Below are 23,879 nucleotides of genomic sequence, written 5' to 3'. Positions count from 1 at the left end.
GTTGACGAACTTCCCAAGCCTAGTTACGGCTCCCTAAGCATTAGGCTACAGGGGGCAGCACCTAAGGCAATTCGCCCCGCAACGATTCGTTACGGATTGCTACCTGGGCAGGAATGAACGCTTTACTAACTAGTTTGCCTATTCCCTAGTGTAGTGAAAAGCGTCCCCAATCAGCTTTTTTAATCTCAATCGTTTTGATAACTTGCGGTTAAGCCCTCGTTCGCTTATCAGAAAATCAGAAAAATTAATCCCCCTGCAAAGGAATTGCAAAGTTGATCTCGATTGCCCAAGGCATCCCATCAACGCCTTTGCATGACCTTTGCATGAAATGATCAAAAACATTGGATCATCGTCTTCAACGTTGATATCCTCCCCAGCCTAAAGGCGTAGGGATTCCGGCCCTAACCGAACAACTGAAGTTGCTCGACTAGACCATGGGGTCAAAATACCCGATCGCCCCGGGCGCAATTCCCTTGGCAGCGGCACGAACCCAGCTACAGGGGATGCCAAACTGAGGATCGTAGAGGATCAAAACCGATCCAATCCCTTGCTAGGCTTAACGATGGCCGGCCAACTTGCCGTCGGTTTCGCGCCTGATTGTTTTTAGCTCTATTGCTGGCTATTGCTGTCTTTTTCGCCTGATTGCGCCTTTTTGCGCCTTTTTAAATTTTCCTGTTCACCCTTACCTTGAACGCGATCGCCCATGACCGCCTTACCCCCTCTGACTCAATGGCTGGTGCAAACCGTCTGGCTTGTGCCGGCCTATGGCTTGATTGGGGCGTTGATGACCCTGCCTTGGGCCACGGGAACCATCCGACGCACGGGGCCCCGGCCCGCCGCCTACATCAACCTATTGATGACGATTTTGGCCGCCATCCACGGCGGTTGGCTGTTTCGGGAGTTTTGGGGCCAGGAGGCGCAATACCTCAGTTTTAATTGGCTGGAGGTGGCGGATTTCAAGCTCTCCTTTGTCTTGGAGGTTTCGCCGGTCAGTTTGGGGGCCATGGAGCTGGTCACGGGGCTGAGTTTGGTGGCACAGGTCTACTCTCTGGGTTACCTGGAAAAGGACTGGGGCTTAGCGCGGTTCTTCGCCATGATGGGCTTTTTTGAAGGGGCCATGAGCGGCTTAGCGATCAGCGATTCTTTGCTGTTGAGCTATTGCTTGCTGGAAATGCTGACCCTTTCCACCTATCTGATCGTGGGCTATTGGTATGCACAGCCCTTGGCCGTTACAGGGGCCCGCGATGCTTTTCTGACCAAGCGGGTGGGGGATATTTTGCTGCTGATGGGGACATTGGCCCTTTCGACCCTCAGCGGCAGTTTGAATTTTTCGGACTTGGCGGATTGGGCCCAAACGGCTCAGTTAACGGACTGGCAAGCGGGTTTGCTAGCGATCGCCCTCATTGCGGGGCCCACGGGCAAATGTGCCCAATTTCCGCTGCACCTGTGGCTAGACGAAGCCATGGAAGGGCCCAATCCAGCTTCCCTGATGCGGAATTCGATCGTGGTGGCCTGTGGAGCCTATGTGCTGATTAAGCTGGCTCCGGTGTTGGCCCTGTCGCCCTTGGGGTCGGCGATTCCCATTGCCTTGGGAACCATGACGGCGATCGGGGCTTCGTTGGTGGGAATTGCCCAAATTGACCTGAAGCGGGCCCTGTCCCACACCACCAGCGCCTATCTGGGGTTGGTGTTCATTGCGGTGGGGTTGCAACAAACGGATGTGGCGTTGCTGTTGCTGCTGACCCATGCGATCGCGAAGGCGGCTCTGTTCACCAGCATTGGCGGTGTCATTCTGAACACCAGCACCCAAGATATGACCCAAATGGGCGGCCTGTGGTCAAAAATGCCCGTTTCGACTATGGCTTTTGTGGCTGGCTCCATGGGGATGGTCGCCCTGTTGCCCTTGGGATCCTTTTGGGCCATGGAGCGGTGGCTCAGTGAGCCAGCCATGCCCAGTTGGTCGATCGCGGTGGTCTTGTTGGTGAATGGCTTGACAGCACTGAATTTGACCCGGGTGTTTGGGCTGGTGTTTGGTGGCTCCACACAACCCAAAACTCGCCGGGCCCCGGAGGTGGGCTGGACCATGGCCGTGCCGATCGTGTCCTCGATCGTCCTGACCCTGTTGGTTCCCTTGATGTTGGAGCGGTGGCAACTGCTGTTAACCCGAGTGGGAATGCTGCAATTTCCGATCACAGAAACGATCGCCCTGGTGACTTCGGCGGCCCTGGGCGCGGCGATCGGGATTGCCATCTATAGCTTTGGGGTTGTGGCGCGGCCGGTGAAGTTGCCGATTCCAGCCCTACAAGATTTGTTGGCCTACGACTTTTATATCGATCGAATCTATCGGTTTACCATTGCCCTCGTGGTCGGGGCGGCGGCCCGGTTCACGGCCTGGATCGATCGCTACGTCATTGACGGCCTGGTGAATTTGGTCGGGGTAGCGGCCCTATTTGGTGGCGAGGGCTTGAAATATAGCACCTCTGGCCAATCCCAAGGCTACGTTTTGGTGGTGCTGATCAGCGTCAGCATGATGGTCGTTTTGGCTGGATGGTCTTTGGCGCAACTGTGGTTCTAGGAACCCAGTGGGCAAGAAACGGAAGATTCAGAAGCGAATAGCAGGCAAGTCACGGGCGAGCCACGGGCAAGTAAACGGCTGATTGATGGCTGAGATAGATGATTGGTTGCTGATGATTGATGGCTGAGACAGAGAGGCAAAAACTGTGCTGCTGAGTTTGTTGGTTTGGATTCCCATTGTCGGAGCGATCGCGATCGCCCTTTGGCCCGGCAAAGTCAACGCCACCCAGGCCCGCCAGGCGGCCATCTTGAACTGGATTGGCCTGACAATTATTACCGGGGTGATCGTGACCCAGTTTGACCCCGGCACCGATCGCCTGTCCCTGGTTGAATCCTTCCCCTGGATCGATCGACTCGGCCTCAGCTACAGCCTCGCCATTGATGGCCTGTCCTTCCCGCTGGTGGTGCTCAACACCATGCTGGTCGGCATCGCCATCTTCAGCACTAACGAAGCCATCAACCGCCCCCGGTTTTACTACAGCCTGCTGTTGTTGCTCACCAGCGGTGTCTATGGAGCTTTCCTAGCACAAGACCTGCTGCTGTTCTTCCTGTTCTATGAACTAGAACTCATCCCGCTCTATTTCCTAATTGCCATTTGGGGCGGGGCCCGGCGCGGCTATGCGGCCACCAAATTTTTGATCTACACGGCCGTTTCTGGAATTTTGATCTTGGCCGCCTTCCTAGGATTAGCCAGCGCCGCCGGTTTCAGCACCTTTGGCTATGAACCCCTGCGGGAATTTGCGATCGCCCAAGCCACCGCCCCCGAATCCCTCTTGCCCGCCGCGTCCCAACTCTTGCTGCTGGCGCTGCTCGTGGTGGGCTTTGGCATCAAAATTCCCCTGGTTCCTCTGCACACCTGGCTGCCCGATGCCCACGTGGAAGCCTCCACGCCCATCTCCGTTCTGCTAGCCGGTGTGCTGCTGAAGCTGGGAACCTATGGCTTAATCCGGTTTGGGTTGGGCATGTTCCCCGAAGCCTGGACCCAAATTGCACCTTGGATGGCCGCCTGGGCCGTGGTGAGCGTGCTCTATGGTTCCTTTGCCGCCATTTCCGAAGGCATCGCCAATGGGGACATGAAACGCCTGGTCGCCTACAGTTCCGTGGGGCACATGGGCTTTATTTTGCTGGCGGCGGCAGCGGCCACCCCCGTCAGCCTCATGGGTGCGGAATTTCAGATGGTGGCCCATGGCTTGATTTCTGGCCTGTTGTTTCTGCTGGTGGGGATTGTTTATAAAAAGGTGGGTACTCGCCAACTGAGCGCCCTCAGCGGGTTGTTTAATCCCCAACGGGGGTTGCCGGTGGTGGGGTCGTTGATGGTGTTGGGGGTGATGGCCAGCAGTGGCATTCCCGGAATGGCGGGCTTCATTGCGGAGTTTTTGATCTTCCGAGGCAGCTTCCCCACCTATCCGATCTATACCTTGCTCTGCATGGTTGGCACGGGGCTAACGGCGGTCTATTTCCTGATTTTGCTGAATCAGTCGTTTTTTGGGCGGCTGACGGAGCGGGTGGCCAATTTGCCCTCGGTGAGTTGGCTCGATCGAGCCCCGGCCATTGCCTTGGCTGTCCCGATCGCCCTGTTTGGTCTGCAACCCAGTTGGCTAGCCTACTGGAGCGAGCCGGTCACCACCGCGATCGCCCTAGCGGCCCATCACAGTCCCTAAATAATCACCGCTTCAGGCCCCGTTTCAGGGCTTGGCACTGCCCGATCGCCCGTCATCACCCCGCGATCGGGCACGAACATCACCAACCGCCGGCCGATTCTGATTGCTCCTTTGGGATCCTCATATAATCAGATCATCATCAGTAATCAGACCATCATCAGACCCGATCATTAGAACTGTCAGTTCCCAAACTGTGAATTCAAACTGCGAATTCAAGCTATGAATTCAAGCCACGAATTTAAACCGCAAATTCAAGCTGTGAATTCAAGCTGCGAACTTCAACACCATTGCCCCAGCTTAAGGTTTTCAACCCATGCTCTCTATGACTGCCACCCATCCCCTAAACAGCACGATCGAGCGGCTCTTGCAAGGGGAAGCCATGCTGAAAGACAGCCCCAGCAACGTACTGGAAGTGGTGGGCATTTTGCATAGCTATGGCATTGTTTTAGATGCCTATTCTAACAACCTAAACTATATTGCTCTGCATCAGTTTTTGCGATTTTTTCCATTTTTTAAATACTTTAATGGCGAAATTTCGCTACCGAAGTTACTGAAACATTGGCGGCACGATCGAATCAATTTTGAATATGCCGAATATTGCATGAAGGCTATGTTCTGGCATGGGGGCGGCCGATATGATAACTATCTAGATTCACCAGAATTTATTGCCCTTGCCAAAAAAGCGATTCGGGCCCGTTTTGCCAAAAACCCGATCGTCTTGGGAATGGATCAGCTCTTTCCTGAGTTTTTGCTAGAACAAGTGCGGCAATTAGCCTATTACCGAGCCTTGGGGCAATTTTGGCGAATCATGAGCGACATGTTCATGAGCCTTTCAGATCAGTACGATCGCCGCAAAATCACCACCATTCCCCAGGTGGTTCAACATATCCAAGATGGTCTGGTGGCGGGGGCCAATTCCCCCATTGAATATGCCGTGGAATTGGGCGGGGTGACCTATGACATTGTGCCCCGATCGGCCAAGATGACCTTCCTGATGGATGCGGCTGTGCCCTACGTGGAGGCGGTCTTTTTCCGAGGAACCCCCTTCAGCGGCACGATTTCCTACAATGCCCAAGCGGCCCGCATTCCCACCGAACAGGGCGATTTTGCCTATGGTGCGCTCTACGCTGACCCGTTGCCCGTGGGCGGCGCAGGCATTCCGCCGACTCTCCTGATGCAGGACATGCGGCATTTTGTGCCCGATTATTTGCACCAATTCTATGAAAATAGCCTGCGCCATGAAGACGATTTATTGGTGAAAATTTGCCAATCATTTCAAAAGTCCATGTATTGTGTCACCACGGCGGCTCTGCGTGGCTTGGCTCCCCATCCCCTGGAGTCGGTTGACCCGGCCCATCAATCGGCTAATATTGCCTACTTGAATGGTTGGATGGATCGGTTTATTTCGTCGCAGCTTGGCAATGTGAACCGTGATTAGGCATCAAATTCATCTGATAATTGATCCATTCATCTACCCGTCAATATGTCAGTTGATATGACCCTCAATTCTGTGGAAACACGCCAGGCGATCGACGATGAATTATCCAAACGGCCTTTAGACCTTGACCCGGCTGGCTATTTCGTGATCTACCTCGATCGGGAACAGGCCTTAATTTGCGCCAAGCACTACAGCACCGTGATTAACGATCGGGGCTTGGCCACGGATCCGGTCACCGGCAAGGTGATTCCGGCGAAGGGTTCTGTTCCGCGCACGGCCGAGGCCCTCTATACCGGACGCACCGCCAAGGAACTCTGTGTGAAATTGCTCGAACAAACCCAGCCGATACCGGTTTCAATGCTGGATCATGCGGCTTATTTAGGCCGAGAGTTCATGCGTGCAGAACAGGCTTTGGCCACCGGTGCGGAATATATTCAAGACTAAGACCAAGGCCCTGGCAGCGGCCTGGCGCAGCGCCCGAACACAACATCCTCAGGGGTGGTGGTTGGCGGCGCTGTTGTATGGTCTGCTGGGGGTTTTGATTTTGGGGCCCCAGCCCTGGCTCCCGGTGGTGGGAGCGGGGGACACGGATCTCTGGGAAGCGATGGGATTTTATGTGCGGGAGCATTGGCACTGGTGGCCCCTGCCGCATATCGATTTAGTCAGCGATCGGGCGTTTTATCCCTACGGGGGGCAAGTGGCTCTCCAGGCCTGGGGTCTGGAGCGAGATTTGTTCTATGCCTTGCTTTTCAGTCTGGGCGGGGCGGGCCCTTGGCTGAAGCTATATTTTCTGCTGTCGGTGGCGATCGCCCTCTTTGGCATCGCGCGAATTTTGCAGCCGGACTTTGGGGAACGGCGGGCAATTTTAACGGCGATCGGGGCGGTGTTTTTGAACATCTACGCCCTGATTTGTAAGTTTCCGTTTCACAGCAACATGGCGATCGTCCATTGGCTGGGTCTGAGCCTGGCCACGGATTTTGTGTTGGTGTGGCGATTTGTGCAGGGCCGGGCGATCGGGCGGGCCTGGTGGCTGGGGCGCGGGGCGTTGGTGCTCCTGAGCTTGGGCCAGGACTTGGGCTATGTGGCGGGGTTTGGGCTGCTGTCGCTGGTGCTGTCGGGGGGATGGATGTTGGCGGTGAGGTGGTGGCGGTGGCGAACCCAAGCAATTGAGCTGGCCGCCGATGCCCACCAAGACGCAAAGAACCCAGATTGGCAGCTCCGGCTTGGCTATTGGATTTATGGCTGGCCACCCTTCCGCCCGATCGAGTGGGGATTGATCGCCCTCATCATTTGGGCCGCTTGGTTATATCTGCTGCCGGTGATTCCCATCGTGCAGTTAGCCAAGGAGTTGGACTGGAGCAACACCTTTGATCGCGCTTGGTTTGCCCATCCCCTGCGCCTTTTGGCCCCCTATTGGCCGCAAATCAACCCGATCGCGGCGGCCGGCTGGTGGCGAGCCGTGCTGCCCAGTCCCCTAGAAACAGATTTTGATGGGGTGGTTGGCTGGGGGTTGTTGCTGGCGGGGGCGATCGGCTGCTGGCAACGGCGGCGCTGGTGGGCGGCTTTTGTGCCCCTCGGTTTGCTGATGGGCTGTTTAATCGCCTATCGCCCCTGGGATTTACCGATTTTGCAGTGGTTTCCCTGGTTTTCGTTTAATCGCGTGGCCGGACGGGGTACGGTGGTCTTCCCAATCGCCCTGGCCCTATGCAGCCTGGGTTGGCAGCCGGATGCAAGCCGATCGGCCCGAACGCGACAATGGAACCGCTGGGCCGCCTTGGCCGTAGCAGGCATCTGCTTGCTGGACTTAATCGGCGGCTATGGCCTCAAACCCCGCGCACAACCCCTAGACCCCAGCTTTCAGCCCTACATGGCCCTGGTGGCCCAGCAGCCAGGCACGGCTGTTTTGGACTGGCCCTTTTGCGTAACAGGGGGAAACGGCGTGGGCAGTGGCGATGGCACCTGCCCTTTTTTTGCCCATCATCCCAGCACCCACGCCCTCAGCCGGTTTCACCACAAAGCCACCGTGGGGCAATACTTGGGGCGATTGCACCCCAGCCAGCTCACCCCCTACCTCGAAGCCGGTTGGCAATATTTGGCCCTGCCCGATCATCCGGATTTAAACCAAACCCAACGCCAGCGCCGCTGTTTTCGCAGGGACGAATGGGAGTTTTTTCGGCGATTCTTCCAATTAGGCGATTTTGCGGGCATTAATCTCTATGTCGATCGCCTGGCCCGGGGATGTGAAAGGGAGTTTTATGCCCAATTGGGCCACCCGATCGCCCAAACCACCGTGCCGGGCATGGGGCGTGTGGTGTTTATTCCCAAACCAGCCCCCTGGCAAGGCCTAGTTGATTTGGATCAGGCGCGACTGTTGCGTTTTTCGCCCTTTCTCGACCCAGCCCCCGTCAGCCCGGATCCTGCCAATCGCGATCGCCTGGATCCGGAAGCCACCCCCCTGAAAACCGCCGTGCCGGAGCTAGACCTCGTGCAGTTCGGAACCGTGCGCGGTGTGGAAATTCGCGGCGGGTTAGATCGCAATCGCCAAGGTCAACGCTGGGGTTTGGCCCCCATGACCGTCCTGGATTTGCAGAGCGATCAGTCTCAAACTCGACAGCTCAAAATTCAAGCGACAGTTCCTGTGACCAATCAGCAACTCAGCATCTTTTTAGATGATCAACTCCTGTGGCGCAGTGAGCTTTTATCCCGTAACCAAGCCCTGGATTTGAACTTACCGATCGCCCTACCGGCCGGCAGGAGTCAGCTATGCTTGGTTTATGAACAATCCATCATTCTGCGCGATCAAATTCCTGCGGCTGGCAACCGCCCGATCGCGTTAACTTTCCAGCATTTAGCAATTGAATAATTGTCAATTCAAGTTACTTAAAATCACAATAATCACTAGCCCAAATCACGATCAGACAAAATCCCAAGCTATCTCGAACTTTAATGGAATCAAGATTTCAAACAAGAACCAAAATAGCCAACATCAGGACAGAACTCGATGGTTACAACTCGCGATCGCCTCTTGACCTTTGAGGACTATCTGAATCATCAAGCCGATGACTCAGCCAGTGATGTTCGTTATGAATTAGTGGATGGTGAACTAATTCCCATGAATCCACCCAGAATCGAGCACTTTTTGATTGCTCAGTTTTTAAGTGACTATCTTCGCCAGGTAATTGGTCAAAACAACCTACCTTGGATGGTATTTGCCGAAATTGGTGTCAGAACGGGATTTAGGCGATCGCGCGTGGTGGACTTATGCGTTGTGCAACGGGAGCAGGTGCAGGAATTAGCGGGGCGATCGGCAGTTTTTGAAACGCCGCCCTTGCTCGCTGTGGAAATTGTCAGCCTCGATTCGATCGGGCGGGATTACCGGTACAAGCGATCGGAATATGCCGCAGCGGGCATTCTTGAATATTGGATTGTGGATCCCCTCGAAAATCGCTTAACCATTCTGCAATTACAAGAAGGGTTTTACGATGAAATTTCACAAGATGCGTCTGGGTTAATTCTGTCGCCAACCTTGGCTCAATTCAACCCATCACCACGCCTGATGGTTGAGCAAATTTGGCAAGCAGCCAAGGTTGATTAATGCCTTAAAGGGCTGAATCATCAGACACCGAAGCCAACTCAGACGCATTGTCTAGATTGCGATCGAACCGAACTTCCTCATAGATCATCGCCAAAGTGCTGTTGAAGTTCAGGCTTTGGAGTACAAAGGAAATTTCAGCTAGTAAGCGCTGTTGCTGATCGAAATCGATCGCCTTGGGATTAAACTCAGTTGCCCCATAACGGGTCAGTTCCCAGCAATTCGGGGCAGCATCCTCGGACCGATAGTAGCGATCGAGAGCCGGGCGATCGCTGCTAATCAACACATATTCCTTGAGGGATTCCATCCGCGCGTATTGCTGAAACTTTGGGTCGCGATCGAACTCAGCAGTTTCGGGCGACAAGACCTCCGCAATCAAGCAGGGATATTGAATGGCTTGGCGCGATCGAAAATCCCGAGGATCGCCAGTCACCACCAAATCGGGATAGAAATAGGGCCCTTTTTCGGAAACATGCACCTGCACTTCACTGATGAATGCTCCACAGGATTTACCTCGTAGGTGACGCTTCAGCGCAATGGCAAAATTCGTCGTGATCGTGTTGTGATCCAGCGTGCTATCAGCCCGGGCATAGACTCGACCGTTGAGGTATTCATGCCGCCATGGTTGTTGTGCTTCCCAAGCGAGAAACTCTGCGGGAGACAGATAGCGGGAATCCATGGCATCAATCATGGCCGGACTGACAGGCTGGCTTATTGAGATGGGATGAAACCCAGTCTAGCGATCGCCCTTGGGTAATGCTTCACCCCGCATGGCGCGATCGAGCAGTTCGATCGGGTGTAGCACGGGCACGGTTTTGCCCTGCAATCCCAGGTGTTTTTGAATTTGCAACGAACAGCCCGGATTGGGCGAGGCGATCGCGTCGGCTCCCGTGTTGGTCAGGTTTTGCACCTTCAGTTCACCCAGCTCGTCGGCAATTTCCGGTTGCAGCAGGTTGTAGATCCCGGCACTGCCGCAGCAGAGTTGCGAATCGATCGGCTCGCGCAGGGTCACGCCGGGAATTTGCCGCAGCAGGTCGCGGGGTGGGGCGCTGATTTTTTGGCCATGCAATAGGTGGCAAGCGTCGTGATAAACCAGCGTCACCGGCTCCGGGGAGATCGGCTGGAGCGGCGCAATCCAACCCACTTCCGCGAAAAATTCGTGGATGTCGCGCACTTTTTCCACAAAGGCGACGGACCGATCGCGGTATTGCGGATCGTCTTGCAGGATGTGGTGATATTCCTTGAGCGTGTGCCCACAACCGGCGGCGTTGATGATGATGTAATCCACATTGGTGGCCGCGAAGGCATCGATCATCTGGCGGGCGATCGCCTGGGCCTGGTTGGTTTGGCCCTGGTGGGCGGGCAGGGCCGAGCAGCAACCCTGGCTGGGCGGAATCACCACCTCGCAACCGTTGGCCGTCAGGGCCCGCAGGGTGGCGGCATTCACCCCGCTAAAGAGGGTGCGCTGCACACAACCGAGAATCATCCCCACCCGATAGCGCTGGGTTCCTTGGGCGGGAATGGTTTCGGGAAAGTCGCGGTTGAGGGTGTCCCAGCTCAGGCGCGGCAAAATTTCTTCCATGGCCGCCAGGTTGGGCAGCCATTTTTTGAGCAGGCCGGTCGATCGCACCAGGGTTTGCAAGCCCGACTGTTGATAGAGCAACAGGAACGGCATCAACAGTTTCAGGCGATCGGGATAGGGAAAAACCTGGAAAATCAGCGTTCGCAGGGCCTGTTCCGGGAGCGATCGGGGCACGTTGCGCTCCACCTGGGGCCGGGTGGCGCTGATCAGTTGGTCATATTTCACCCCGGACGGGCAGGTGGTGACGCAGGCCAGGCAACCCAAGCAGGTGTCGAAATGTTGGGCGGTGGTGCGATCGAGCTGGGCCGTGCCTTCGTTGATCGCATCCATCAGATAGATGCGGCCGCGGGGCGAGTCGGTTTCCTTGCCCAGCACGCGGTAGCTGGGGCAGGTCGAAAGGCAAAACCCGCAATGGACACAGGAATCGAGCAGCTTGGGATCGGGCGGCGAGTCGGGGTCAAAGCCCGATCGCTGACCGGCGGCCAATTCACCCAAGTGGGGGTTTTGGGCCAGAAAGTTGCTCTCTTTGGCGGGAATCGGGCGATCGCTCGTTTGCATGGGTCGGTGGGGTGAAACCAATGGGCGATGGCAATGAACAAACCGTGAACAAACCGTAGGGGCGCACCGCCGTGCGCCCTCCATAATCGGTTGCTAAACCACGAATCGGCCGGGATTCAGGAGCTGGTGCGGATCGAACTGCTGTTTTATTTTCCCCATTAGGGCCAGGGCAGAACCGCAATCGCCCCAGCGATCCGATTGCTTAAACTGATGGATCAGTTCAGCGGGCACTTGCAGCAGCGTCAAAAATCCCTGTTCCGCTTCGCAGGCGGTGCGCAATTGCCGAATCCAACGGGAAGTCCGCAGCCAGTCGCCCTCGATCGCCCCGAAGCTGGCCCAACCGAGGCCGCTGCTGGCGTGGATTTGGCCTTGACTGATCGGGCCGCTGGCCAGGCGATCGAGTAGGGCCGGGGCCGCCGTGGGCAATGCACCAAACTTGAGCGTGATCGGGCGATCGGCTGTGGGAGTGGTGCTGGCGGCGCGGCTGGCCTGCCAAAAGTCCGCCTCCTCCGGTTCGCTCAACACCCGGGATTGCAAGCCCAACTGCTCGGCCAGGGCGATCGAGCGGCGTACCTGTTCCGCCACGCTGGGGGCCACGCTGCCAAACCGCAGGGCCAAGCCCACCGCCCGCTCCGGCAGGGCCGGGTTACCCCAAACCCAATCCAGGGCGATCGGGGTGAGGGTGGAATTGCGGAGGACTTGGGCCGCCTGGGCCAGGGCCGGGCGATCGCCCCACAGCAACAGGGTTTGGCACTGTTCGGGAATCGGGTAAGTGCGCACGGTCAGGGTCGCCAGCAAACCCAGCGTGCCAAAGGAGCCGGTGAATAGCTTCATCAGGTCATAGCCCGCCACGTTTTTGACCACGCGGCCACCAGCTTTGGCGATTTGCCCATCCCAGCGGACGATCGACAAACCCAACAGCAAATCCCGAATGCCGCCGTAGCGTTGGCGCAGGGAACCCGTATCGGCCGTGGCCACAATGCCGCCCAGGGTAGCCGTTTCCGCAAAGGCCGGGTCGATCGGCAACCACTGACCCGAGGGAGCCAAGGCCGCTTGCAGATCCCGCAGTTTCATCCCCGCTTCCACGGTGGCCACCAAGTCCGCCTCGTCATGCATCACCAGGCGATCGAGCCGGCCCAATCCCACGGGTAACACCGATCCTTTTGGAACATCGCCCCAAGCTAGCTTGCTGCCGCTGCCGAAGGGGGCGATCGGCTGGCGTTGGGCCGCACAGGCCGCCATCACCTCGGTCAACTGCTCGATCGACTCGGGCATCACCGCCGGGCGAGCCAACTGGCCGATCGATCGAGCAATTAACTGATCGATCGATGGATCTAATAAATCATTTAAATCATTGGGATCATTCAGATCGTTTGGATCGATCGCACGCATCACGGGCCCAACCTCAAGACAATCAGCAATTGATTTGAAATACCTTGAAATGCATTGAAAATGCTTTGATCAGAGTTTCTAGAATTCACCCCAGGCAACGGGTTAAATTTAGCCTTAAAAAACGCCGAAATTTCCAGAAGGTCAGGGACGATGGAGCAAAATCCATCATTCTTCAAGGTTGCCGTTTTGCTGTCCCCAGCAACCGTTCCGCACCGGAGCGATCGGGTCGATCGCCCATCAAGTCCCCATCGATCATTAACCAATTCTTAAATTATTTACTGAATTGATCGAATGTAATCGATTGGATTAATTGGACTAATTGGACTAGTTAGATGGATCCCGAGGCCAATTCGATCCAAATTCAATTCCCCTGCTTGCGCCGATCGCTGCCAAGTGTGGTGAACCCATCTTCTCGGGCGGTGGGCACATCTGTCCGGTGATGAAAAACGCTGCCTAGACTGGAAAACAAGTGACCAAACCCTCATGATAAGGAAATTTGCCCATGAATGCGCCGTCTAAGGCCGGTCGTTGGCTGGCGGGTGCTGTTTTGACCCTGTTGCTGGTGGTGGGCGGTTGTGTGGCCCTCAACGATCGCAGCGATCGCGGCCCGGCTCCCAGTCCCACGTCAACCACGGTGGTCGATCGCTCCGGTGATCAGTCCACCGATCGTGGTTCCAATCGTCGATCGCCCAAACCCAGCCCCAGCGTCAGCCCCTCGCCCATTGATAAAAAGCCAGTGGCGGGTGGCAAGCTGAATAAGTATTTCCCGAAAACTAGCGATGGCTACAGCCTGGTTTTCCAACAGGAAAAGAAAGGATTTGCGGAAGCCAAGCTGAAGAAATCGGGCGAAGAAGTGGCCAAGTTGTCGATTAATGACTTGGCGAACAATGCGAGCGGTCTCAGCAAATTCCAAAGCAGCGATGATGACATTGACGGCTATCCTGCCGTTCAAGTGGGCAAAAATCAAACGGCTGTCTTGGTGGGCGATCGCTATCAGGTGAAGGTGCAGTCTACGACGCTCAAACCAAGCGATCGGGAAGACTGGATTGAGAAATTTAATCTCTCAGGCTTGGCCCGTTTGAAGTAGTTGGCTTTTCTATTTTCCAAATTGGCGCTTAGTTTGGACTTAGTAGCGTGGCAAGCTAATTTTGATCGATCAGGTCAAATAGCTATCACCGTTGCCTAACCATTAGGCAGCAATGGGATTAAGCCCATTGTTATAACGACTGATTCCGAAACCTTGCCCCCACGATCTAAAACAGTCACGCTATTAGCTTGAGTCTAGCCCTTGCCCAGTTTCGGTTGAGCTTGTTGTTTGTTTCTTGTTTGGAAACCCTGTGTCTTAGTGAGGATCAAAATTCATGGGTAAATCCATTGTGCAATTGGTTGATGAATTGCCCACCAGCGGCATGACCATCACGGTTCTGAATGCGTTGGATTTTGTGGTTCCCGGCGAGTGGGACAACTTGATTGGGTTCGATCGCACGATCAAAACCGTCACGGGCGAAGACGATCCGGGCTTAATTTCCCAAATCAAAGATCGGGCGATCGAGCTTTACAACGACGAAGGCGAGGGCTATCAACGCGCCGTTTGGCTCTATCAAACCGTGGACACGGCCGCAAGTGCCTTGGGCACGGCTGCCATGGCCAATAAGGTGGGGCAAGATATTTCGTTTTTGGGCTTTTTGCAAAATTTGACCCCCAAACCCGAAAAGGCCCAAGCGATCGATTTGGGAATGAAAATTGTGGTGGAACTGCTGGCCTATTGCCAAATTAATGGCATTCCTGGCGACAGCATTGGCGACTTTTTGGGTTCCTTGGCCGACTACGGCGGGGAATCCAAAATGCGGATGGCCGCCATGGTTTGCTTGGATGGCTTAGTGCCCTTGGGCCCGAACTTCATCAAAGCGGCCGGCGATTGGATCGGCAGCGCCACCCAATCCAGCCTGGAAGAAAACGAGGCTTTCCGGAATATTCAAAAGATGATTCCGGGCACTGACAAGGTGGCATTTGTTGGCCAAGCGTTCAACTCGGTTTCGAGCTGGATGGGGAACTTTGTGAGCGATCGCGGTCTCAGTCCCCAAACCATCCTGCAACACCTACAAGGGTTTGTGGATATTGCCGATGACAAGCTGGATTATGTTGGTGCATTTTTGGACATGAGCACCAATTATTACTATCACACGGGTGTCCAAACGGTTGCCAAGCGCCTGATCGATCGCGCCTATGCTGAAATTTAGCGCTTGAACTGGATTGGCTGAATTCAAACAACGATTGATTATTGGCTAGATTTTATTAATCATCTGATCAACAATCACTTGGTTAAAAATCACCTAATTCAACGTTGTCCAAATCCCAGTCGCTAAAGCGTTTAAAAAACGACACTCAAACAACGGGGCTGCTAAGCTGGAATCATGATCCTAATTCATGACATGACCCAGGGTAGTCCCGCTTTTTGTTTATATTTTGATTGAATATTTTCAGTGACCCGTAGCCCGTAGGGTGGGCAATGCCCACCGAATCGTTACTTCATAGTATCTGCGATATGGCGTGCCAATTATCTTAGGTAAAGGCTGTATTCTGGTTGAATATTTTTAGGTTAAATATTTTTAGGTTGAATGTTTTTAGATCGAACTATTTAGATATATGGTGTAAGCGCATATTTCTTGGATACATAATTTTGGACGCATAATTTTGGACGTATGGTTTAGTATTTTGGGAATTTGCCGGGGGATTTTTGATGGTGAAGCTCAAACAACGGGGCTGGGGCTTGGTGTCGCTGGTGATTGTGGGGGTGATTGGGGTTGGCGGTTGCGGCCAGTCCAAAAACACGGTCTCGATTTCTGCGGGCAAGGCCGGTGTGGGCTATGACCTGATTAGCGAGCAATTGGGGCGATCGACCGATCGAATCGTGAGCCTGAAGCTGACCGACGACAAAAACTCCAATGGTTCCCGCGATAACCTCGATCGCCTGGTGCAAGGTCGGGTTGATTTTGCCCTCGCCCAACTCGACGTTTCCCGCGATTTGTTGCGCAGTGGCCAGGTGGAAACCGTCGCCATTTTGGGTCATGAATATCTGCATTTGTTGGTGCGGGCCGACTCTCCCTTCAAAACCCTGACCGACATCAACGGCAAACGGGTGGCGATCGGGATTCAGGGCAGCGGCACCAACTTCACCACCACCCAAATCTTGACCCGCAGCGGCTTGCGAGTGATCACCAGTGCGCCTCCCCTGAAGGAAGGCCTGGCTAAGTTGAAGGCCGGAGAGCTGGATATGGTGGCCTACGTGGGCCCCTTGGGATCCAGCAGCATCATTCAAAATGCCATTACCAGCGATCCGCCCCTGCGTTTGCTGGAAATTCCCCCCTCCATTACCAATCACCTGGCGGTGCGCTTCCCTGAGTCCTATCGCTCTTCGGTGATTCCCGCCGGAACCTATGACCCCCTGCGCCCCGAGCCGCCCCAGGATTTGCCGGTCTTGTCCACGGGAATTGGCTTGATGGCCCGAGGCGATGCCCCCGCCGACCAAGTGGGCCTAATGGCTTGGTCGATTTTGGCCACGGCGCGTCAATATGCCAGCTTTTATCCAGAATTGGCCGATGGTGATCCGGCTGGCCTGTTGCAACGGGGTGGGGTTTATATGGCTCCGGACGCGACAGAAACCTATGAAAAAGGGGATCCCCGATCGGCTTGGCTGCGGTTCATTGAAGAAAACCAGGTTGTTCAGGAATATTTGCTGGTTTTGGGCTTGAGCAGTGCGGCGGGGTTGTTGGTCACTTGGCTGCGATCGCGCCGATCGCGCCAGTTGGTGAAAAGCAGTCGCCAAGCCTTGACCGAAATTAAGGAAGTTCATGGCAACAAAACCAAGGCAGCCCTGGCAGCGGCCCAAGATTTGGCAGAGCGCTATCGGTTGATGTTCATTGACGGCAATCTGTCACCGGAAACCTACGAGGAGATCGATCGCCCCGTTCAGCTCTATCTCCAAAGTTGCCAGGCGCTGATTGAGCAGGAAGACCGCCAAACCCTCAGCGAAACGGTGAACCTGCTGGACGATTCCGAAGCATTGCTGAATATGCCGCTATCGGTGGCGGTTCAGCGGTTGCAGGAATTGGAAGATCGCTACTCGCAAATGTTGCTCTCCGGCACGATCGAACTGATGACCTATCTGCAATTCCGGCAATGGGCGTTGGCGGTTTTGCAAGCCAAGTCCCATGAACCGGAAACCCCAGCCATGTCATAGGTTTCGGGAGCCAGCGGCCAAGTCGCTGGCTTCTGGGTCACTAAAATTGAGGATCGTGGATGGCGGATCGATCGCCGGATCCAACTCCCAACCCCAAGCGCCGCCCGATCGATCGGTAAATTTTTAACCAAAGGAATTGACCTAGCTTGAATCGGCAGCGATTCAAATACGAGTTAATCTTTATTCACAATCCCTAACAAAAAACCAAAAACAGTTGATAAACTGCGCGAATTTATAAACAACCATTGAGTAATTGGCCTAAAGAATTCTGCAAGCACTCATAATCAAATCAGAGCCAAATCAGAACCCAGTCAGAACCCAATCAGATTTCTTGTAGACAGTCCCGATCGCTCCTCCTTTTCCCTGTCAACGGGCGATCGCACCATAATTCTTTCTACTCGCCAATCATCTGATCCATTCAATCTAGTCAACTCAATTTTGCAAATTTCATCCAGTGGCTTTGAGCACTGAGCCTACGACGCTCGCCCCTGGCAACACTCCATTACGGCGTTCATTGAATATTTGCTGAGTATTTGACGAACATTGGCCAAGCATTATCCGAGCATTTTTCTCTTGTTCTCGTTCATTGGGAATCGGGAATCTTTTAGGCATGAATTAGGCATGAATTTGATCTTGATCTGATTTCTCATCAAATTTTGCAAGATTTTGAATTTGATATTGATCAGACATCACACTGATCAACTCTGCACTTCATCCCTAGTCCTATTTTCCCTAGTTCTATTTTCTCAATCTGCAATCATTTCAGCCTGCATTGAGCTGACATCAATTTTTTTACTGGGAATTTTCATTCCCATGGAGGTTTTCATGAAAGGTGACCGTACCCCCCGCATCAGAAATATTGCCATTGTGGGTCCCTACTCCAGTGGCAAAACGACGCTTTTGGAAAGTATTTTGTTTTTGTCGGGCGCAACCACGCGCAAGGGCAGCATTAAAGATAACAATACGGTGGGTGACAGTTCCCCGGAAGCGCGCGATCGGGGCATGGGCCTGGAGCTAAATGTGGCCAGCGCCGCTTATAAGGATGTGCAATTTAATTGGATTGACTGCCCAGGTTCCGTGGAGTTGGCCGCAGAAACCTACAACGCTTTGGTCGGGGTTGATGGGGCCGTGGTGGTTTGCGAACCAATGATTGATCGCGCCATTGTGTTGGCTCCTTTGTTTCAGTTTTTGGACACCTGGAAAATTCCCCATGTGTTGTTCATTAACAAAATGGATCGGGCATCGAGTCCCATTGCCGATATTTTGTCGGTGTTGCGGCCCGTTTCCAGCCGCCCGATCGTGCTGCACCAATACCCGATTCGCCAAGGCAACAGCCCGATCGGCTACATCGATTTAGTCAGCGAAACGGCCTATCACTACCACCCCGACGCGGAAGGCGATGACCCCGTGCCGCTGCCCGAACATTTGCGGGCGGAAGAACAAGCGGCTCGCCACGAAATGCTGGAAAGCTTGGCCGACCATGACGATGTGCTGCTGGAAAAATTGCTGGAGGATATTCAACCCAGCGAAGAAGAAATTTTGGTGGATCTGAGGCTGGAGTTGGGAGCCGATCAGATCGTGCCGGTGTTTGTGGGCATGGCGGAACAGCACCTGGGTGTGCGACCGCTGTTGGATGCCCTGCTGCGGGAAGCCCCAGACGCAACGGTGACGGCCACCGAGCGCGGGGTGGACGCGATCGCCCCCGATGCCGATCGCCCGATCGTGCAGGTGCTGAAAACCATGTATGCCAGCCAAGGGGGCAAGCTATCGATCGCTCGGGTCTGGAATGGCGCGATCGAAGATGGCATGAGCCTCAATGGCGTTCGCATTGGTGGCCTCTATCGATTGATGGGCAGCCAACAAAAATCCCTGACCCGGGCTGAAGTGGGTGACATTGTGGCCCTTGGGCGACTAGACGGGGTGGCCACCGGAGAGGTGCTGGCACTCGATCGGGCGATCGGGCGGGATGAGTTGCCCAAAGCAGAATTACCGCCACCGGTTTTTGCTTGGGCGATCGTTCCCGAAAACCGCAGTGACGAAGTGAAGCTCACCGCCGCCCTGGCCAAGCTCACGGACGAAGACCCCGCCGTCCGCTGGGAACAACATGGCGACACCCACGAAATCATCCTTTGGGGCCAAGGGGAAATTCACCTGCAAATCGCCATCGATCGACTGCGGCGCAAGTACAACCTGCCCATGGCTCCCCACCTGCCCCAAGTGCCTTACAAGGAAACCATTCGCAAACCCGTTTCCCGAATCCATGGGCGCTACAAGCACCAAACCGGCGGCCATGGTCAGTTTGGGGATGTGTATTTGGACATTCAACCCCAACCACGCGGCGCAGGCTACGACTTCCAGCAAAGGATTGTGGGCGGTGTTGTGCCCAAGCAATATATCCCCGGTGTGGAATCGGGGGTGCGAGAAGCGCTCGATCGCGGGCCCCTGGGCTTCCCGATCGTCGATGTGGCCGTGACCCTCACCGATGGTTCCTACCACTCCGTTGACAGCTCCGAGCAAGCCTTCAAGATGGCGGCCCACGTGGCCATGAAAACGGGCATTCCGGCAGCCCAACCGGTACTCCTGGAGCCGATCGACCTGGTGGAAGTTGCCATGCCCAGTGAGTTCACCGCCAAGGTCATGCAGCTAGTGACCGGGCGGCGCGGCCAACTGATGGGCTACGGGCCCAAGGACGGTTGGGCCGGCTGGGACACCATGCAGGCCTATCTGCCCCATGCGGAAATGCAAAGCCTGATTTTGGAATTGCGATCGCTCACCTTGGGCGTGGGAACGTTCTCTTGGCAGCATGACCACTTGCAGGAAGTGCCCGACAAACTCGCCGATCGGGTCTTGGCCCAAACCGGCAAAGGCTAGAAACGGTCGCTCGTTTCCATCCATTCCCCAAACTTCCCATTCCCCAAACTCCGATCGATCCTTTTGAAACCTTAAAAGCGCCTGGCCATCGTCTCGATGGGCCGGGCGTTTCCCTTTGCAGCCCCCGCTCGATCGCCCAACACTTCCCCACCGGCTCTCCCCCCAAACACCGCGCCCGCCACCGAGGACAGTTCCGAAACCAACTCAAGATTAGACCTCTTGTATTAATTAAGACCCTCACCCTAAATCCCTCTCCCAAGTCGGGAGAGGGACTTGATCACCCGCCACGAGATCGCCGTAACCCAGCAGTTCTGGCTCCCCTTCGCCCACCTTGGGAGAAGGGGTTGGGGGATGAGGGCAACGAGCTGATTCGTGCAAGAGGTCTATTTGTTCAAGCCATTCGGAGAGTCCTTAGGAAAAATTCCAGAGAATTTTGAGAATATTTCTCAGTATTGATATACTGCTTTCGCCACCCAAAATTCAATTACTGCATTCCTAAGAGCGAAAAATGACGAGTAAACTGACTCGGCGGGTGTTCTTGGCAGGGGGATCAGCCCTAGCCACCGTGGCCCTGAGCGGACTGAACCGGGCCAACGCCCAAGGTGCAGGGGAAGTGAACCTGTACTCCGGTCGCCACTACGACAGCGATCGCCAACTGTATGAAGCCTTTACCCAAGCCACCGGCATCAAAGTCAACCTGGTGGAAGGCAGCGCCGATGCCCTAATCGAGCGCATCCAATCGGAAGGGGTCAACAGTCCCGCCGATGTTCTGATTACCGTGGATGCCGGTCGCCTTTGGTTAGCCGACAAGGCCGGCCTGTTCCGTCCCGTGTCCCAAAGCGCTGCCCCCAACCTTTATCGGGCGGTTCCCAGCAACCTGCGTCACCCCAATGGTCACTGGTTCGCCCTGTCCAAGCGGGCCCGCGTGATCATGTACAACAAAGACCTGGTGAACCCCGCAGACCTCTCCACCTACGAAGCCTTGGCCGATAGCCGTTGGCGCGGCAAGATTTTGGTGCGGACTTCGAGCCATGTGTATAACCAATCCCTAGTTGGCGAGCTGGTGGGCGCATTGGGCGAACCCACCACGGAAACCTGGGTGCGCGGCCTGGTGGCAAACTTCGCTCGACCCCCGGAAGGCAACGATACGGCTCAGATCAAGGCCTGTGCAGCGGGTCAAGGGTCGATCGCGATCGCCAACACCTATTACCTGCCCCGTTTGGTCAATTCCAAAGATGCTGCTGAGCGGGAGATTGCCGCCAAGGTGGGTGTGTTCTTCCCGAATCAACAGGGACGCGGCACTCACGTCAACATCAGCGGCGGCGGCGTGATTAAAACCGCCAAGAACCCGGAAGCAGCCGTGAAGTTCCTTGACTTTTTGGCAACCCAAAAGGCCCAAGAACTCTTTGCCCGCAGTGGCTATGAATATCCGGTGTTGTCCGGTGTGGCATTGGATCCCACCCTGTCTAGCTTTGGACAGTTCAAGTCTTCTAGCGCCAGTGCCAATGAGTTTGGGGGCAACAACGATCGCGCCCTCCGACTGATGGATCGGGCCGGTTGGCGCTAGGGCCAATTGGCAAGCGGGGGCTGATTGCGCGATCGGCCCACGGCGTTCCACTGTCTATGTTCAGCAAGCATCTATCCCAAGCGAGGCTATGTCTCGGCTTGGGAGTTTTTCATGGCAATTGTTGATCGAAACCTTGCCTTGGTGGAAACGTTTCCATGGCAATTTTGCCCAGAGATTTTCTAGCAAGCTGCTTTCCGAAAACCTCTTTCCGAGAATTTCTTTTAAAAATCTCTCAATCTCTTTTCAAGACTCTTTTTTGAATTAACTCATTAATTAATTTCCGCACCCGCCGCCGCTTGGATAGCATCCAGGGATAGCAGTCGATCACGGCTGCCGACAATGATGGCTCCCACCTGACCACGCACTTGAGTGGAAATTACGTAGTAATAACCCACCACTTGATCGGCTGAATCGCGACGGGGATCCGACACCACAAATTCCCGAGCCTGTTCCGTGTTTTCGTAGATTGCGGGAATTTCGGCCACCGTCACATCGGGGCCCAGGGAATTTTGGATCACCTCTGGCGTGACGCTGTGAATGCTGAGATTTTCCGGCAGGGAATAGCACCCATCAGGGCGATCGGGGGCACAAGCGGCCCCGCCAGCATTCAACCCCGCCAACGCCGGTAAACCTTGGGGCGTGGGGCTAGGGCTAGGTTCGGGGCTAGGACTTGGGCTGGGCGTGGGGCTGGGTGTGGGATTGGGGCTTGGGCTGGGTGCTGCCGACGGAGCCGGGGCCGGTTTGGCGGTTTGGGGCTTGGGAACCACCACCCGATTGGGCTGATTGACTTTCGGTTTTGGGGTTGCAGCCCGATCGGCCCGGCGTTGGGCCGGGGTCGATCGCGCGGGGCTGGGAGAAGGGGTCGATCGCGCCGGGGTGGTTTTCGGCAAATTGGTGACCCGAATGGGGGCCTCTTGGGCGCTCAGGGGCAGGGCCACCTTGTCCGGCTCCTTGGGCATTGGCAGCAACAACACCGCCCCATGGAGCACCACGGACACCACCACGCCCAGGCCCATGGCCCCCCAAAGGCTGATTTTGGCACTGGGAGACCAATCCACCAACTCGGGCCCTCGCCTTGGGGGGGCGTTTTGTTGCGATGCGCTGCTGGGTGATGGGTTTCTGGTGGGGGAATGGCTAGGCGGGGACTCCTCCATCGGGTCGATCGCCCCTGCGTCGGGCCCCTGGCTCCCCACGATCGCCGATCGAGCAGTCCTAGGAACTTCTTCTGAACGCACAGTCACCAAGGCCTGATCGGAAACCGGAAGGTTACTGCTCATTTTCCTTGGCTCCCATCCGGCAAGGTTGTGCCCAGGGTTTTGACCCCGCTGAGATCAAGCTTGGAGGGGCTGGCGTTCAGCAAATCTGCGCCGCTCAAGTCGGCCCCCGTCAGCTTGGCTTGGGTCAAGTCAGCCCCCCGAAGATAGGTTTTGGTGAGCCGGGCTTCGCTGAGGTTCGCCCCCGTCAGCTTGGCTTGGTTCATGCCCGCCTGGCTCAGGTCGGCTTTGGTTAAATTCGCTTGCTGAAAATTGGCCCCGTCCAGCTTGGCCTGGCTCAGGTTCGCCCCGGTCAAATTGGCCTTTTGAAAGTTGGCTCCATTCAGGTTCGCCCCGGCAAAGTCTTGATTGCTCAGATCCTTGCCCGCAAAATCACACCTCGGGCAGTCCTTGGGGTTTCCGGGCGATCGCTGGGCCGTGGGCTGGGTGGGGCAACCGCTCAGGGTCAACCCCAGGGCGATCGAAACCGTGAGCAACATTCCGCGCCCGATCGCGCCCCCAAGTTCCCATTTCAATGAGCGCTCCCTCTTACCGGTTGCCGCGCGATCGCCCACAATCGCCCCTCTGATGCCAAGCCCCATGCCCAAACCCGAAGTCGTGAAAGTGTTCCCAAAACCGTTTTAACTCAAAGATTTCTCAATAAGCGAACTGCTTTCAGGTTGAGGAGGATTTAGATCTTTGAGAATTAGTTTCAGTAAGCATAGCATATTCTTACTGAGGTGCTTTCTGAAAGCCTTTTCCAGGTAGCTTCGCCAAGGGATTGAAATTTCTCTCAGAGGCTGTCTGAACAGTATTTTTGGACACAGATCAAGCACTAATCGTCGTTAGAGCAAGGGACTGAAGCTTCTTATCTTCGTTAGTGGGTAAGACCCGCAAAGCAAAACCAGATACTCTAAAATTCATTCGTTGTATTACAAGTTGCATTCTAAGGATTCACCAAAACCAATCAAGAACCAGCTCCAATTTGCTTAAAATAAAGACAATTCTTGAATTGATCAAAGCAAGCAATCATAAAAATCAAAAACAGAGATTAACTAAAAATCAAATTAATTAAAAAAATTAATTGAGAATTTTTAATAACTGAACTGCCATCGATCAACCCTTGATTAGCACAAATCGATCCTTGATCA

The 23,879-nt window shown here is 55.1% G+C and carries 16 protein-coding genes; 11 read left to right on the top strand and 5 right to left on the bottom strand.

Annotation, left to right across the window (positions count from 1 at the left end; translation table 11 throughout):
* Window positions 1-721: 721 nt before the first annotated feature.
* From H6F46_RS14600 to H6F46_RS14575, 6 genes are all read left to right on the top strand, one after another.
* Complete coding sequence (locus H6F46_RS14600) at window positions 722-2,575, top strand: NAD(P)H-quinone oxidoreductase subunit F (RefSeq protein ID WP_190355540.1); 1,854 nt, start codon at window positions 722-724, stop codon at window positions 2,573-2,575.
* A gap of 148 nt (window positions 2,576-2,723) precedes the next feature.
* Entirely contained in the window at window positions 2,724-4,235 is a 1,512-nt protein-coding gene (locus H6F46_RS14595) for an NADH-quinone oxidoreductase subunit M (RefSeq protein ID WP_099533313.1), read from the top strand.
* Between the two features lie 313 nt (window positions 4,236-4,548).
* Complete coding sequence (locus H6F46_RS14590; RefSeq protein ID WP_190355494.1) at window positions 4,549-5,673, top strand: CO2 hydration protein; 1,125 nt, start codon at window positions 4,549-4,551, stop codon at window positions 5,671-5,673.
* Window positions 5,674-5,730: 57 nt separating this feature from the next.
* Complete coding sequence (locus H6F46_RS14585; protein ID WP_099533300.1) at window positions 5,731-6,117, top strand: DUF4346 domain-containing protein; 387 nt, start codon at window positions 5,731-5,733, stop codon at window positions 6,115-6,117.
* Window positions 6,095-8,536: a hypothetical protein gene (locus H6F46_RS14580; RefSeq protein ID WP_190355493.1), complete on the top strand. Its 2,442-nt coding sequence runs from the start codon at window positions 6,095-6,097 to the stop codon at window positions 8,534-8,536. Before H6F46_RS14585 ends, H6F46_RS14580 begins: the two co-directional genes overlap by 23 nt.
* A 138-nt stretch (window positions 8,537-8,674) precedes the next feature.
* Entirely contained in the window at window positions 8,675-9,268 is a 594-nt protein-coding gene (locus tag H6F46_RS14575; protein WP_190355492.1) for a Uma2 family endonuclease, read from the top strand.
* A 4-nt stretch (window positions 9,269-9,272) separates the two neighbouring features.
* Here the strand turns inward: H6F46_RS14575 and H6F46_RS14570 are convergent, their stop codons facing one another.
* The 3 genes from H6F46_RS14570 to H6F46_RS14560 all read right to left on the bottom strand — a co-directional run bounded on the left by H6F46_RS14570 (window position 9,273) and on the right by H6F46_RS14560 (window position 12,797).
* A complete protein-coding gene (locus H6F46_RS14570) occupies window positions 9,273-9,944 on the bottom strand; it encodes a Uma2 family endonuclease (RefSeq protein ID WP_199291585.1) in 672 nt (223 codons plus the stop codon).
* A gap of 57 nt (window positions 9,945-10,001) precedes the next feature.
* A complete protein-coding gene (locus H6F46_RS14565; protein WP_190355490.1) occupies window positions 10,002-11,405 on the bottom strand; it encodes a (Fe-S)-binding protein in 1,404 nt (467 codons plus the stop codon).
* A 93-nt stretch (window positions 11,406-11,498) separates the two neighbouring features.
* Entirely contained in the window at window positions 11,499-12,797 is a 1,299-nt protein-coding gene (locus H6F46_RS14560; protein WP_242027978.1) for an FAD-binding oxidoreductase, read from the bottom strand.
* Window positions 12,798-13,299: 502 nt separating this feature from the next.
* Between H6F46_RS14560 and H6F46_RS14555 the strand changes: the two genes are divergently transcribed.
* The 5 genes from H6F46_RS14555 (at window position 13,300) to H6F46_RS14535 (ending at window position 21,475) form a co-directional block, all read left to right on the top strand.
* The gene (locus tag H6F46_RS14555; protein WP_099533307.1) at window positions 13,300-13,884 is read left to right on the top strand and encodes a hypothetical protein; all 585 of its coding nucleotides are present in this window, start codon (window positions 13,300-13,302) and stop codon (window positions 13,882-13,884) included.
* 274 nt (window positions 13,885-14,158) lie between these two features.
* Window positions 14,159-15,037, top strand: coding sequence for a hypothetical protein (locus H6F46_RS14550; RefSeq protein WP_190355488.1), 879 nt, complete (start codon window positions 14,159-14,161; stop codon window positions 15,035-15,037).
* 500 nt (window positions 15,038-15,537) lie between these two features.
* Window positions 15,538-17,037 carry a TAXI family TRAP transporter solute-binding subunit gene (locus H6F46_RS14545; RefSeq protein WP_190355487.1) on the top strand — a complete coding sequence of 500 codons (1,500 nt, stop codon included), beginning with the start codon at window positions 15,538-15,540 and terminating at the stop codon, window positions 17,035-17,037.
* An 825-nt stretch (window positions 17,038-17,862) separates the two neighbouring features.
* Window positions 17,863-19,908 carry an elongation factor G gene (locus H6F46_RS14540; RefSeq protein ID WP_190355486.1) on the top strand — a complete coding sequence of 682 codons (2,046 nt, stop codon included), beginning with the start codon at window positions 17,863-17,865 and terminating at the stop codon, window positions 19,906-19,908.
* Window positions 19,909-20,416: 508 nt separating this feature from the next.
* Window positions 20,417-21,475 carry a Fe(3+) ABC transporter substrate-binding protein gene (locus H6F46_RS14535; protein ID WP_190355485.1) on the top strand — a complete coding sequence of 353 codons (1,059 nt, stop codon included), beginning with the start codon at window positions 20,417-20,419 and terminating at the stop codon, window positions 21,473-21,475.
* Window positions 21,476-21,744: 269 nt separating this feature from the next.
* On the opposite strand, the gene H6F46_RS14530 is transcribed toward H6F46_RS14535, so the two are convergent.
* Both H6F46_RS14530 and H6F46_RS14525 read right to left on the bottom strand, forming a co-directional pair.
* On the bottom strand, window positions 21,745-22,752 hold the full coding sequence (locus tag H6F46_RS14530; RefSeq protein ID WP_190355484.1) for a hypothetical protein: 1,008 nt from the start codon (window positions 22,750-22,752) through the stop codon (window positions 21,745-21,747).
* A complete protein-coding gene (locus H6F46_RS14525; RefSeq protein WP_190355483.1) occupies window positions 22,749-23,264 on the bottom strand; it encodes a pentapeptide repeat-containing protein in 516 nt (171 codons plus the stop codon). The genes H6F46_RS14530 and H6F46_RS14525 overlap by 4 nt, the downstream gene beginning before the upstream one ends.
* Window positions 23,265-23,879: the final 615 nt, after the last annotated feature.

The sequence above is a fragment of the Limnothrix sp. FACHB-1083 genome, assembly GCF_014696485.1.
In the GTDB taxonomy this organism is placed as follows: domain Bacteria; phylum Cyanobacteriota; class Cyanobacteriia; order CACIAM-69d; family CACIAM-69d; genus CACIAM-69d.
The sequence above is the reverse complement of the archived record's forward strand: the minus strand, read 5'-3'. Positions and strand labels throughout refer to the sequence as shown.

Coding starts and splice junctions, on each gene's coding strand:
- H6F46_RS14540 (WP_190355486.1), top strand. CDS start 17,863: ATGAAAGGTGACCGTACCCCCCGCATCAGAAATATTGCCATTGTGGGT.
- H6F46_RS14575 (WP_190355492.1), top strand. CDS start 8,675: ATGGTTACAACTCGCGATCGCCTCTTGACCTTTGAGGACTATCTGAAT.
- H6F46_RS14530 (WP_190355484.1), bottom strand. CDS start 22,752: ATGAGCAGTAACCTTCCGGTTTCCGATCAGGCCTTGGTGACTGTGCGT.
- H6F46_RS14565 (WP_190355490.1), bottom strand. CDS start 11,405: ATGCAAACGAGCGATCGCCCGATTCCCGCCAAAGAGAGCAACTTTCTG.
- H6F46_RS14585 (WP_099533300.1), top strand. CDS start 5,731: ATGACCCTCAATTCTGTGGAAACACGCCAGGCGATCGACGATGAATTA.
- H6F46_RS14535 (WP_190355485.1), top strand. CDS start 20,417: ATGACGAGTAAACTGACTCGGCGGGTGTTCTTGGCAGGGGGATCAGCC.
- H6F46_RS14555 (WP_099533307.1), top strand. CDS start 13,300: ATGAATGCGCCGTCTAAGGCCGGTCGTTGGCTGGCGGGTGCTGTTTTG.
- H6F46_RS14590 (WP_190355494.1), top strand. CDS start 4,549: ATGCTCTCTATGACTGCCACCCATCCCCTAAACAGCACGATCGAGCGG.
- H6F46_RS14550 (WP_190355488.1), top strand. CDS start 14,159: ATGGGTAAATCCATTGTGCAATTGGTTGATGAATTGCCCACCAGCGGC.
- H6F46_RS14570 (WP_199291585.1), bottom strand. CDS start 9,944: ATGGATTCCCGCTATCTGTCTCCCGCAGAGTTTCTCGCTTGGGAAGCA.
- H6F46_RS14545 (WP_190355487.1), top strand. CDS start 15,538: ATGGTGAAGCTCAAACAACGGGGCTGGGGCTTGGTGTCGCTGGTGATT.
- H6F46_RS14560 (WP_242027978.1), bottom strand. CDS start 12,797: ATGCGTGCGATCGATCCAAACGATCTGAATGATCCCAATGATTTAAAT.